Here is a 12,859-nt window from a genome sequence, read left to right on the forward strand (position 1 = left end):
ATTAGTTTGCCTTACAACACCTGAGAAAACCGTAGCGAGCGGAAGGGAGAGGTGGCTAAGAAGCGCAACCGTACTCTAGTACGGTGAGCATCGCAGGCCGCCTATACCGACGCGCAGTAGGTTAGCTCAGGTGTCCTCATGCGGCAACAAAGCCGCGTTTGTGCATTTCCGACTTCACGCCGCTGTAGTACGCATCGCTGATGCGGTACTTGAACATCAGCAAACCCATCAGCAAGTGGAAAAAGCCGGGAATGACCGACAGCATCAGGGCGATGCCGTTCAGGGCGAATTGCGTTTGCTCATGATTGGGCTGGTAATCAAAATACGCGAGCAGCACGCCCACCAGGCCGCCTGCCACGGCCATGCCCGCCTTCTGGCAGACGGAAATGCCGCCAAAGGCGAAGCCGGAGACGCGCTTGCCCGTCTTGACTTGTCCATAATCGATGGTTTCCGCGATGGCCGACCAGAACACGGGCGCATGCAAGTCCACCACGAAGGACAGCAGGAAATACAGGGCAAAGGCCAGTACGGTATCGCTCGGTTTTACGAAGAAATAGATCGCCAGGCTGATCAGCGCGACGCCGATCTGCGTGTAGCGGAACAGTTTAACTTTGCAATAGAACTTGGTGATCCAGGTCGAGGCGATCATGGCCAGGATGGCCGCCACCACGCCCGTGGTCAAAAAGGCGGCCACCGTTTCCGTGCTGCCGCCCAGATAGTATTTCGCGTAATAAATGGCGACGGAACCGCGCACCACGTAACCGATGGTGCCCGTGACGCACACGCCGCACAGTACCAGCCACTGGTCGTTCTGCAGCAGCACCTTCAATTGCGCCAGCAACGATTGCTTTTCCACCACGTGCACGACGCGCTCGGTGGTGGAAAAATAGCAGAACAGGAATAGGGCCACGCCCATGACGGCCATCACGGCCATGGCCGCCTGGTAGCCGACGGCCGGGTTGCCGCCGCCCCAGCGCTGCGACAAAATCGGCACGACAATGGTCACCATGAAGGCGCCGATCTTGGCAAAGAACAGGCGGTAGCCATTGGCCGACAGGCGGTCCTGCGGGTCGCTCGTCAAGCCGCTGATCAGGGAAATATACGGGATGCCAACGCCGGCCGTCATGATCGTCATCAGGATATACGTGGAATAGGCCCAGACCAGCTTGGCGTCGTACTGCCACTCTGGCGTGCTGAAGACAAAGAAGACGCTGACGCCATACGGCACGGCCAGCCACAGCAGGTAGGGGCGGTAGCGGCCCGAGGCAAAGCTGTAGCGGTCCGTGATCTGGCCCATGACCAGGTCGGCGATGGCGCCGATGACTTTCACGGCCACGAACAGCAGGGCCAGGTCGGTGGTTTTCAAGCCATAGATATCGGTATAGAAAAAAGTGATGATCAACATCATCGACGAAATGACGACATTAAGCGCCATGTCGCCGGCGCCGAAGCCGACCTTTTCAACGGTGGATAATTTTTGCGTCTCCATGCTTTCCGTCCATTCTTTTTATGATGAATCGTGCGTGACTGTCCAACTGACAGGGGCGTTGCCGGCCGAAACCATGGCAACGCCCTTGGATACTGCTTTTTTCACTCATGTAAAACGTTCAGGGCAAGGCGCGTTGCCGAAGACAGTACGAGGAGTACGGCGAGGCAATGCAGCGCAGCCATGGACGTTTTACATTTTCCAGCGCAAAGAAAGACCTACCGTGCGGTCATAGCGCCGCGTATCGCGCGCATACACGCCCGGTTCGTTCCAGTAATCCTTGAACTTGGTATCGAGCAAGTTATTCCCATCGAGGGTCACCGTGAACTGCTCGTTGATCTTGTACGACAGCGAGCCGTCGAGCTGGGCCGTCGGTGCCACCTTCAGGTCCAGGCCGGGGCCGCCCTGGTTGTAGCTGTCGATGAATTTCGAGCGCCAGTTGTAGGCCAGGCGGCCCGACCACGCATCTTTTTCGTACAGCAGCACCAGGTTGTAGGCATAGCGCGACACGCCCGTGATCGCATGGCTGCCCGTCTCGTCATCAGTCGTGCCGCTCATGTAGGTACCGTTTGCTTGCAAGCCCAGGCCGCTCAAGATGCCGGGCAAGCCGTCATAGAACTGCTGGTAGCCGATTTCCAGGCCTTGCAGCTTGCCGGCCGCCGTGTTGTACGGGCGGTCCACGTCATACGTCTTGCCGGCAATGGTTTCGCTGGAAATGCGCTGCTGGATATAGCCGTCGAACTTGTGGTGGAACACGGTGGCGGTGACGGAACCGGCCGGCGCGAAATACCATTCCAGTGCGGCGTCGACATTGTCGCCCGTCACCGGTTTCAAATTCGGATTGCCGCCCGCGCCCGTCGCCTTCACCGTTTCCGTCGAGTTGACTAGGGCCACGCCGGGATTGAGCTGGGCAAAGCCGGGGCGGCTGATGGTGCGGCCCGCGGCGAAGCGGCCGACCAGGTCGCCGCGCAGCTTGATTTTCAGGGCCACGCTCGGCAGCACATCGGTGCTGGACGTGTCGCTGATGACGGGCGTGTAGACGCCATCCTGCGAACTGTTGCCTTGCAGGCTTTGCTCCGTGCGCACCACGCGCACGCCCACGGTACCGTCGACGGGATAGTCAGCCAGCTTGAAGGCGACCTTTGCCTTGGTGTAGATGGAATACGTCTTTTCCGTATCCTTGAAAAACGAGCCCGGGTCCATGGCGCGCGCGGCGCTGCTGCCCGTGACGGCTTGGCGCACGGCGCCCGTGTTATTGAGCAGGAAGCTGGCGCATGGCGTGTACCACTGTTTCAATCCATAGTCGGGGCCGCCGCTGGACATCGGTTCCGACAGGCAATTGAGACCGGGAATCGACGTCACGCTCTGGCGGCTGAACGGAAACGCGGCGCCGGACACGTCCGGTGCTTCCGCATTGCCCTCGAAACTCTTGATCGATTCGGCTTCGCGCTTGACGCCGCGCACGCCGACACTGATTTCCTTGAAGATGCCGCCCGCACTGGGCGTGTACGCCAGGTCTGCGCGCACATCGTTCGAGCTGCCCTGGTCCCGGCCGTAGCGGTCGAAAAAGCCCTTCAGATAGTAATTCGACGGGTCTTGCAAATCGATGCCCGTGTAATCGACATGCAGGGTGCCGTTCTGGTTGGTATTGATGGTGGCGTTCGGCACTTGCGTGATGGCGTCGAGGATGGGGTTGCGCCAGGTATAGCTGCTCTTGGTACTGGCCACTTCCGATGTGAAACGCCATTCGGGATTGATCTCCCACAAGCCGCCCACGGCAAATTGATGCGTCTTCGTCTCGTTCTTGTTCGCCTGCGTCGACATGATGGTGTTGACGTTGGTCGACGTGAGGGTTTGCAGCTGGTCGGTGCCGGGAATTTTTGTGGCCGACACGGGCGTGCCCCACCATGGCAAGCCGACGAAGTAATCGGACTCGGCATCGAGCAGGAAACGCGTGGCCATGCCTTCCGCATACAGCTCGACGTCGGCATTCGGACGCCATTGCAGCACGGCATTGGCGGTGGTGCGGCGGCGGTCGCCCTTGATCGGCAGCAAGCCCACCTGATCCGGCCCCGTCAAGCCGGGCAACAGGAAACTTTTATCCACGGGCGCCGTATTGAACGCGCGTTCTTCATGGTAGCGGTGCTGTTGTTGCGACAAGCCCAGCAGCGCGCCCACTTCACCGATGCCCGTCTTCCAGCGGTTCGCCACCATGCCGCTGATGTTCGGGTCCGTGGCTTTCGATTTGTCGCTGTAGACGGCGCGCGTATTCACGCTGGCGGTAAATTCCTTGAAGTCGAACGGACGGTTGGTGCGCACGTCGATGATGCCGGCCACGCCGCCTTCGACCTGGTCCGCGCCCTGCGATTTGTACACGTCGACGCGCTGCAGCATGGTGGCGGGAATGTCGGCCAGGTTGACGTAGCGGCCCGTGGTGGTGAACAGCTCGCGGCCGTTGAGCAGGGTCGTGACATCGCGCAAGCCGCGTATCATGACGGCGCTCGCTTCGCCCGAATCGCGGCGGATCTGGATGCCGGAAATGCGCGCCAGGGTCTCGGCCACGTTGTTATCGGGGAATTTGCCGATGTCGTCGGCCACGATGGAATCGATGACCTGGTCCGAACGCATCTTGATCTGCTGCGAATTTTGCGCGGAACGGCGCACGCCGCTGACGGTCACGACCGACACGTCCGCGGCCGGCTCGGCACCGGCATCGGCCGCCACCGCATCCTGCGCCCAGACCGAAGCCGTGCTCAGCAAGCCGATACCGGCCAGTGCCGCAACGGCTGCCTTCAAGGTGAATGGACGAGGAAAAGTAGCCGCGAGCGGGCCGAGGGCGTGGCGCATCATGAATCTCCAGATATTGTTTTGATATTTTTATGCTGCTTGCATGTCGTTCGCATGCTCGGCGTTTATCTTAGGGGCTGGGCGATAATCTCTCCAATCAATTTTTACACTGTTTTGATATCAATTTTGATATCGGCAACGGCAGCACGTTGGAGCGTGTAAACCGGCAACGGCAAGAGCGTCGCGGGCATGTTCATCGACTGCATGCACAAAAAACAGGCAGCGCTGGCGTGCACCATGAAATCGGGAACAGGACTAAGCTGGGCGCTTGGCACTGCCTTTCCATTCCCCCTTCCTTGCACAGGAGTCCGCATGAACGTTTTAATGGTATTGACCTCGCACGACCAGCTGGGCGACACGGGCCACAAGACCGGCTTCTGGCTGGAAGAATTCGCCGCCCCGTACTACGTGCTGAAAGACGCGGGCGCACGCCTCACCCTGGCTTCGCCCAAGGGCGACCAGCCGCCGCTGGACCCGAAAAGCGACGCGCCCGAATCGCAGACGGCCGCCACGGCCCGCTTCAAGGCCGATCCGGCCGCCCAGGCCGCGCTCGCTTCCACCGTCCTGCTGTCCAGCGTGAAAGCGGCCGACTATGACGCCGTGTTCTATCCGGGCGGCCACGGCCCCCTGTGGGACCTGGCCGAAGACCGGGACTCCATCGCCCTCATCGCAGCGCTGCACGCGGCCGGCAAGCCCGTGGCCGCCGTCTGCCACGCCCCCGGCGTCTTGCGCCACGTCAAAGGCAGCGACGGCCAGCCCTTGGTGAAAGGCAAGCAGGTGACGGGATTTACGAATACGGAAGAAGACGCCGTGGGCTTGACGAAAGTCGTGCCCTTCCTCGTGGAAGACATGCTCAAGGATAACGGCGGCATCTACTCGAAAGGCGCCGACTGGGCCCCGTATGTGCTGACGGACGGCATCTTGATCACGGGACAGAATCCGGCCTCGTCGGAGGCGGCGGCGCAGGCGTTGCTGGGATTGCTGAAGTAACGCGCAACGTTACAGCGAAGCCATGACGGAGCGCAGCAACTTGCTCAACTGGGGCAAGCCTTGCGCTTCGTAATTGGCAATCAATTCGGCTGCGGATCTGGGTGGTTTGCGTAATCGTGCCCGATTTTCCTTGATGACAGCGAGCATGCGTATGGGGGCCAATTCATACTGGGCCACCAGAAAATCATCCGGGTGCACCACTTCAATATTGTGCCCGCGCATGAGCGCATCCGGGAAATCCTTGAGATTGAAGGTGACGATGGCATCGGCATGCCCCACGATAGCAGCCGCCAGGACATGCCGGTCGTTCGGATCGGGCAAGATCAAGGCATCAATCAGGTATTCGTAAGAGTCGATCACGCCGTCTTCGACCGCTTGCGCCATCAGCGCACTTGTCCGTGCCAAGGCGGCAGGATCGAGATCTGGCCGATTGAGCAGCAAGTTGCGTCGCCACTCCGCCTGTATCTGCGCTGTCCAGCGCGCACTGAAGATACCGTCCGCAGCCAAACTCAGCAGGAGATCGCGCAAGGGCGCCGGATACAAGACACAGGCATCCAGGACGGCAGTGTAGCGGAAGTATCCGGCCATCAATACCCCAGTTCAAGCTCCTGTGCCTGATCTGCCAAGGCCTGCAAGGCCTGTTCCGAGCGGCGTTTGCGCTCATCCTTGTATTGCACCACATCCTCAAAGCGCAGCCGGCGGTGCGTACCCACCTTATGATGGGGAATTTTCCCTGCTTCAAGCAAGCGCACCAGATACGGCCGCGACATATTCAAATACATCGCCGCTTCCTGGGTCGTCACGTCAAGTTCCTTGGGCATGACCGTCACAGCCTTCCCTTGCGCCAAGGTGCCCAGCACATCGGCAAACAGGCGCAATACATTCGGCGGCAAGCGCAGCAACGGTGCGTCACCGAGGTCGTGCGCCCCCTCCTCCACGATGGCAATCTGCACGGCGCGCGAATGATCAAGCGCACTGACCAGACAGCGCTGCGCCGCCTTCGCCAGCGCCAGGTCTTCCTTGTTCTCCAGGCGCTCAATCACATTCGACATGGCATCCTCCCTGCTTTCCATTGAAGCTTACGATCCAAACGCAATAAACGCAACCAAAGAAGTATAACAATTTGCGCCGGAACAAGCACGGCACGACGCCAAAGCGAACAGGCACAGGCCAGCCCATCAACTACATAACGAGGGGGAGAAAACGATGTGGGAACTGCGGGGACATCTTGGTGCGGCTGGCGGGGATCGAACCCACGACCCTTGGCTTCGGAGGCCAATACTCTATCCACTGAGCTACAGCCGCGTAGGGGGAATTTCTGAAGTGATGCGAAGGATACCGTTTTTCTTTACCTACGTCTACGGAAACTGTCGTATCGTCGGCAATTGCATGTCACTGCTCAATTTTTGTGCCTATAATTGTGGGTTTCATAAAGGTTTACATCCAGGCATGTAAAAATGCTACCTTACACGGCCATCAGTTTCAAATCTGGACTAAGGACATCATGAGCGACGCACATAACGAACAACAATCAGCGATCAAAACGCCTAAACAATTGCTTGCCGCCGTAGCTGGCTTCTTCCTCATCACCGTTATCGGCATCATCTTGCTGGTGCAGTTCGTCACGGCGCAAAAACTGACGGGTGCCGGTACGGACAGCCAGTCGCCGGAAGCCATTGCCGAGCGCCTGAGCCCGGTGGCCAATGCCGGCTTTACCTTCAAGGATGCCAGCGGTCCGAAGGTGCTGCAAAGCGGCGAAGCCGTCTACACGGCCACCTGCGTGGCCTGCCATGGCGCCGGCGTGGCTGGCGCACCCAAATTTGGCGATGCGGGCAGCTGGTCGGCCCGCCTGGCCCAAGGCTACGATACGGTCCTGAAACACGCGATCGAAGGCTTGCGCGCGATGCCGGCCAAGGGCGGCAATCCCGACCTCGACGATGTGGAAGTGGCACGCGCCGTGGTCTACATCGCCAACGCTTCGGGCGGCAAGTTCAAGGAGCCGGAAGTGCCGGCACCGGCCGCAGCCGCTGACGGCGGCGCCGCGCCAGCCGCAGAGCCTGCAAAGTAAGCGGCTACGCTGCACCAGGAACCGCCCGCAGAGGCGGTTTTTTTTCGCCCGCAGTTTGTGCCAAATCACACGACGCAAAAAAGCCGCCCGGCTTGCGCGGGGCGGCTGGCAACTGATGCCTGAAAAAACTGTCTTACCACATGATGACGCGGTCTTTCGGTGGCAGATACATCTTGTCGCCCGGTTTCACGTCAAACGCCTGGTAGAAACCTGGCTGGTTGCGCATGGTGCCGTTGGCGCGGAACTGGCCTGGCGAGTGCGGGTCCGTTTTCAGCAAGACCAGTTGCTGCGCTTCGCGCATCTTCATGCGCCATACCTGGGCAAAGCCCGCATAGAAACGCTGCTCGCCCGTGAAACCGTCGATGACGGGGGCTTTCTTGCCGTTCAGCGACAATTTGTACGCTTTGTAGGCAATGGCCACACCAGAATTGTCGGCGATGTTTTCGCCCAGGGTCAGTTCGCCGTTGACGAAGTGGCCAGGCACGGGGCTGAAGCTGTTGTACTGCGCCACCAGCTGTTTGGTTTTCTTGGCGAAGTTTTTATGGTCGGCCTTGGTCCACCAGTCGCGCAGGTTGCCGTCGCCGTCATACTGGGCGCCCTGGTCGTCGAAGCCGTGGCTGATTTCATGGCCGATCACGCCGCCGATGGCGCCATAGTTGACGGCGTCGTCCGCGTTGGCGTCGAAGAACGGCGCTTGCAGGATGGCGGCCGGGAAGACGATTTCGTTCAGTTCAGGGTTGTAATAGGCGTTCACGGTCTGCGGCGTCATGCCCCACTCGTCGCGGTCGATAGGCTGGCCCAGCTTGTTCAATTCGCGGTTGTAATTGAGCAGGTGCGAACGCTGGATGTTGCCGATCAAATCGTCCTGCGCCACCGCCAGGCCCGAGTAATCGCGCCATTTGTTCGGATAGCCGATCTTGGTGGTGAACTTGGCCAGCTTGATTTGCGCCTGCTTCTTGGTGACAGGGCTCATCCAGTCCAGCTTGTCGATGCTTTGCTTGTAGGCCGTCATCAGGTTTTTCACCAGCGCTTCCATGCGCACTTTGCGCTCGGCCGGGAAATATTGCTCGACATACAGCTGGCCCACGGCTTCGCCCAGCGCACCTTCGACGGCGCCCACGCCGCGTTTCCAGCGCGGACGCATTTCCGTCACGCCCGTCAGGGTGGTGCCATAAAACGCGAAGTTTTCATCGACATACGCTTTCGGCAGGTAGCCGGCGTTAGCGTGCAGCAAGTGCCATTGGAAATACGCTTTCCACGTTTCCAGCGGCGTCTTGTTGGCGATCTCGGCAAAGCCTTTCAGGTAGCTGGGCTGGCTGACGATCACATAATTGACCTTGCCGGCAATGCCCGTATCCTTCAGGTAGCGGGCCCAGTCGTAGCCTGGCGCCACGGCGGCCAGTTTGGCCAGTTCCACCTTGTTGTAGGTCTTGACGGGATCGCGGTTCTGCACATTGCTCCATTGCGCCTTGGCCAGTTCCGTTTCCAGCGCGAGGATGGCCTTGGCATTCGCGGCAGCGTTCGCGTCGCCGGCCAAACTGAGCATTTTTTCCACGTGGGCCAGGTATTTGGCGCGCGTATCGGCCTTGCCGGCTTCCAGGTAGTAATCGCGGTCAGGCAAGCCCAGGCCGCTTTGCACGATGTCGGCCACGTATTTGGTGGAATCCTTGGCGTCCTGGTGGATGCCGAAGTCGTAAGGCGAGGTCACGCCCAGCTTGCTGAAGTGGGCGATCACGGCCGGCAACTCGGCCTTGTCCTGCAGCGCGGCGATCTTCGCCAGCTCCGCGTTCAACGGTGTCAGGCCCAGGCTTTCCAGCTTGGCTTCATCCATGAAGCTGTTATAAAAATCACCGATCTTCTGGGCATTCGAACCGGCCGCGCGGGCCTTGTCGGCGGCCGCGCCTTCGACGATGCCGCGCAGCTGCGTTTGCGTATCGTCGGCCAGCTTGGCAAAGCTGCCCCAGCTCGACTTGTCGGCAGGAATGACGGTTTCCGCCAGCCATTTGCCATTCAGGTGCTGGAACAGGTCATCCTGCGCGCGCACGGCAGGGTCGACGTATTCGATGGCGATGCCGGACGTCAGCGCCGCTGGCGCGGCAGCCGTGGCGGTGGCGGGAGCGGCTTTCTTGGCAGTATCGGCGGCGCCAGCCATGCCGGACACGCCAGCCAGCAGACTCAGGGTCAATGCACTTAACAAATAACGATTCACGGTTGTCCTCAATATTGTATTGTGTGGAATATAAGGGTCAGAAGGCCCAGGGCTTCTGGCCCGGTTTTTGACTGTAGCATACCGGCTGAAACGACAGAAAGAACTTTGACCGGAATGCAAAAAAGACCACGCAAGGTGGCCTTTTTTGTTGCTACAGGATTACGTTTTCATCGCGACAGCGCTTACCAGATGATGACGCGGTTTTCCGGCGCAACATACATCTTGTCGCCCGGTTTCACGCCAAACGCTTCGTAGAAGCCAGGCTGGTTGACCATGGTGCCATTGGCGCGGTACTGGCCCGGCGAATGGGGATCGGTCTTGATTTGCACGATCTGCTGCGCTTCGCGCATCTTGCTGCGCCATACCTGGCCAAAGCCCATGTAGAAGCGCTGGTCGCCCGTCAGGCCGTCCAGTACGGGCGCCGGCTTGCCGCCCAGCGAGATCTTGTACGCTTTATACGCAATCGCCACGCCCGAGTTGTCGGCGATGTTTTCGCCCAGGGTCAGCGCGCCGTTGACGTGGTAGCCAGGCAAGGGGCTGTAGCCGTCGTACTGCTTGGTCAGCGCGTCGGCCTTGGCCGCAAAGTTCTTGCGGTCGGCCGGGGTCCACCAGTCGCGCAGGTTGCCGTCGCCATCGGACTGGCTGCCCTTGTCGTCGAAGCCGTGGCTGATTTCATGGCCGATGACGGCGCCGATGGCGCCATAGTTGACGGCGTCGTCCGCGTTGGCGTCGAAGAACGGCGGCTGCAGGATGGAGGCCGGGAAGACGATTTCATTCATCGTCGAGCTGTAATAGGCGTTCACCGTTTGCGGCGTCATGCCCCACTCTTCGCGGTCGATCGGCTTGCCCAGCTTGGCCACCTGGCGGGCGGAGCCGAAGTTGGCGGCACGCATCATGTTGCCCACCAGATCGCCCTGCACGATCTGCAGCTTCGAATAATCGCGCCATTTGTTCGGATACGCGATCTTCGGCGTGAACTTGGCCAGCTTGGCTTGCGCTTCCTTCTTGGTTTCCGGGCTCATCCAGTCCAGGGTGTCGATGCTGTCCTTGTAGGCGGCCAGCACGTTTTTCACCAGTTCCTGCATGTGCGCCTTGCGCTCTGCCGGGAAATACTGCGCCACGTACAGCTTGCCGACGGCTTCACCCAGCACGCCTTCGACGGCGCCCACGCCACGCTTCCAGCGCGGCTGGTTTTCCGTCACGCCGCTCAGTACCGTGCCATAGAAAGCAAAGCTTTCGTCGACGAAGTTTTTCGACAGGTAGCTGGCATAGCTGCGCAGCAACTGCCATTCGAAGTACGCTTTCAGGGTGTCCAGGTCCGTGGCGGCCAGCACCTTGTTGTAGCCGGCCAGGTAGCTGGGCTGGTTGACGATGACGTAATCGACCTTGTTGGCGATGCCCTGGGCGGCCAGGCCTGCCTTCAGGTCGTAGCCGGGGGTCAGGTCGTTCAGTTGATTGATGTCGGTCTTGTTGTAGCGTTTGACAGGGTCGCGGTTCTCGACCTTGGTCCATTGCACTTCGGCCAGGGCCGTTTCCAGCGCCACGACAGCCTTGGCGCGGGCGGCGGCGTTCTTGTCGCCGGCCATGGCCAGCATTTTTTCCACGTGCGCCTGGTATTTTTCTTTCACGCCGGCCTGCTTGGCTTCCAGGTAGTAGTCGCGGTCGGGCATGCCCAGGCCGCTTTGGCTCACGTACGCGGCATATTTCGTCGAGGCACGGGCATCCTGGCCCACGTAGACGGCGTACGGCGTGGCCACGCCCGTCTGGCTCAGGTGGGCGATCAGGGCGGGCACGCCCTTCTTGTCGCGCAGCGAGCGGATGCGGTTCAGTTCGCCGGCCAGCGGCTTCGTGCCCAGCGCATCGAGCTTGGCTTCATCCATGTAGCTGGCGTACAGGTCGCCGATCTTCTGCGCTTCGGAACCGGCCTTCTTGTTTTTATCCTGTTGCGTGGCTTCGATGATGCCGCGCAACTGTGGCGTGGTGTCATCGCGCAGCTTGGCGAACGAACCCCAGCTCGACTTGTCGGCCGGGATCTCGGCCGTGGCCAGCCACTTGCCGTTCAAATGGGTGAAGAAATCGTCCTGCACGCGCACGGCGGGGTCGATGTACTGCACATCGATGCCGGAAACGACGCCGGCGGCGGCAGGCGCGGCGCCTGGCGCCACGGTGGGGGCTGCCACGGCGGATGCGGCGGATGCCGGTTCGGCGGCATGGGCAAACGCAGCCAACAGGGTCAGGGTCAGACTGCTCAAGAGATAGCGATTCACGGATTGTCCTTATGGGGCATGTCAAAAAGACCGGGCAGATAGCTTCGGGCGGATAGCCCGCCGCGCCAGGCGCTGCAGGAATGTAGCACGCGATCATGCCTTTTGACCATCCTTGCCCCCGGAATGGCCCCTCAGTTCTATCCGTCAGTTGCCGGGGAGCGTCATGCCCGCGCCGCCGCCGCCCATGCTGACGCCTGCGCCGCCCATGCCGCCCTTGCCCCCCTTGCGCCCGCCATGCTCGCCACCTGGCGCGCCGCGCGACTCGCTGTGGGGCACGGCGGCGTCCATCACGCGCGCCATCTGGCCGGCGATGAACTGGGCCACCATCTGGCGCTGGTGCTCGTCCAGGGCATCGTTGACGCTCAGCCACCACTCGCGCAGCTGCTTTTCTTCGGCCAGGCTCACGGTGCTTTCATTGTCCATGTCGGCGAGCAAGTCGCGCAGCTCCAGCCGGGGCGCCTGCAAGCCCTGCGTCACCGCCGCTTGCAGGCGCTCGCGGCGCGCCTTGCGTTCGCGCAAGAGTTGACGCGATTTCCCTTCCACCTGCTGCCACAAGGTGGTTTGATTCGCATTGAGTTTCAATTCCGTCCTGAAATCGGGCGCCATCGGCAGCAAGTCTTCCAGGCGCATGTCGGCAAGCGGCACGGCCGTAGCGGTCAAGGCGGTCGTGCCCAGCAGCAAGGCCAGGCCCAGGCGGCGCACGGCGGGGAGTAAGTTCAACGAGGTCATGGGGGCTCCGGATAAAAAAAAGCCTGCGTCCGCAGACGCAGGCAAAACCACTTCGGGTCGAGAATGCGAATCCACTATAGGGCCGCCGCACACGCTTTTTTTCGACTCTTACAAATGCTTACTCCCCTCAAGAGTAACTATACATCGCATACAAAGCCGCAACATATGGCAAGCTGGCCGTCCCGTTTTCGCGCGTAGACTGGGCCCAGGTACGCTTTTTCCACAGCCGGCCCACACCGGCAGAGATTCAGGTCTATACTTTC

At 60.5% G+C, this 12,859-nt stretch carries 9 protein-coding genes and 1 tRNA gene; 2 read left to right on the forward strand and 8 right to left on the reverse strand.

Annotated elements, in window-relative coordinates; genetic code table 11:
• Nucleotides 1-136 precede the first annotated feature (136 nt).
• Together VPH41_RS22050 and VPH41_RS22055 are read right to left on the reverse strand one after the other, a co-directional pair.
• Entirely contained in the window at nt 137-1,489 is a 1,353-nt protein-coding gene (locus VPH41_RS22050) for an MFS transporter (RefSeq protein WP_328571502.1), read from the reverse strand.
• Between the two features lie 189 nt (nt 1,490-1,678).
• A complete protein-coding gene (locus VPH41_RS22055; RefSeq protein WP_328571503.1) occupies nt 1,679-4,336 on the reverse strand; it encodes a TonB-dependent receptor in 2,658 nt (885 codons plus the stop codon).
• A gap of 309 nt (nt 4,337-4,645) precedes the next feature.
• Here VPH41_RS22055 and VPH41_RS22060 point away from each other — a divergent pair, with 309 nt between their 5' ends.
• Nucleotides 4,646-5,323 (forward strand): type 1 glutamine amidotransferase domain-containing protein, encoded by a 678-nt coding sequence (locus VPH41_RS22060; RefSeq protein WP_328571504.1) that lies wholly within the window; start codon nt 4,646-4,648, stop codon nt 5,321-5,323.
• 9 nt (nt 5,324-5,332) lie between these two features.
• On the opposite strand, the gene VPH41_RS22065 is transcribed toward VPH41_RS22060, so the two are convergent.
• The 3 genes from VPH41_RS22065 to VPH41_RS22075 form a co-directional block, all read right to left on the reverse strand.
• Nucleotides 5,333-5,911: a PIN domain-containing protein gene (locus tag VPH41_RS22065; protein WP_328571505.1), complete on the reverse strand. Its 579-nt coding sequence runs from the start codon at nt 5,909-5,911 to the stop codon at nt 5,333-5,335.
• Nucleotides 5,911-6,375: a helix-turn-helix domain-containing protein gene (locus tag VPH41_RS22070; RefSeq protein ID WP_328571506.1), complete on the reverse strand. Its 465-nt coding sequence runs from the start codon at nt 6,373-6,375 to the stop codon at nt 5,911-5,913. Before VPH41_RS22070 ends, VPH41_RS22065 begins: the two co-directional genes overlap by 1 nt.
• 177 nt (nt 6,376-6,552) lie before the next feature.
• A tRNA-Arg gene (locus VPH41_RS22075) sits at nt 6,553-6,628 on the reverse strand.
• A gap of 199 nt (nt 6,629-6,827) precedes the next feature.
• Here VPH41_RS22075 and VPH41_RS22080 point away from each other — a divergent pair.
• Nucleotides 6,828-7,391, forward strand: a complete 564-nt coding sequence (locus tag VPH41_RS22080; RefSeq protein WP_328571507.1) for a c-type cytochrome — start codon at nt 6,828-6,830, stop codon at nt 7,389-7,391.
• A gap of 133 nt (nt 7,392-7,524) precedes the next feature.
• On the opposite strand, the gene VPH41_RS22085 is transcribed toward VPH41_RS22080, so the two are convergent.
• The 3 genes from VPH41_RS22085 to VPH41_RS22095 form a co-directional block, all read right to left on the reverse strand.
• On the reverse strand, nt 7,525-9,600 hold the full coding sequence (locus tag VPH41_RS22085) for a M13 family metallopeptidase (RefSeq protein WP_152281886.1): 2,076 nt from the start codon (nt 9,598-9,600) through the stop codon (nt 7,525-7,527).
• A 182-nt stretch (nt 9,601-9,782) separates the two neighbouring features.
• A complete protein-coding gene (locus tag VPH41_RS22090; RefSeq protein WP_328571508.1) occupies nt 9,783-11,867 on the reverse strand; it encodes a M13 family metallopeptidase in 2,085 nt (694 codons plus the stop codon).
• Between the two features lie 144 nt (nt 11,868-12,011).
• Entirely contained in the window at nt 12,012-12,596 is a 585-nt protein-coding gene (locus tag VPH41_RS22095; RefSeq protein ID WP_328571509.1) for a hypothetical protein, read from the reverse strand.
• Nucleotides 12,597-12,859 lie beyond the last annotated feature (263 nt).

This window comes from Janthinobacterium sp. P210006 (genome assembly GCF_036231885.1).
Classification (GTDB): Bacteria; Pseudomonadota; Gammaproteobacteria; order Burkholderiales; family Burkholderiaceae_D; genus Janthinobacterium; species Janthinobacterium violaceinigrum.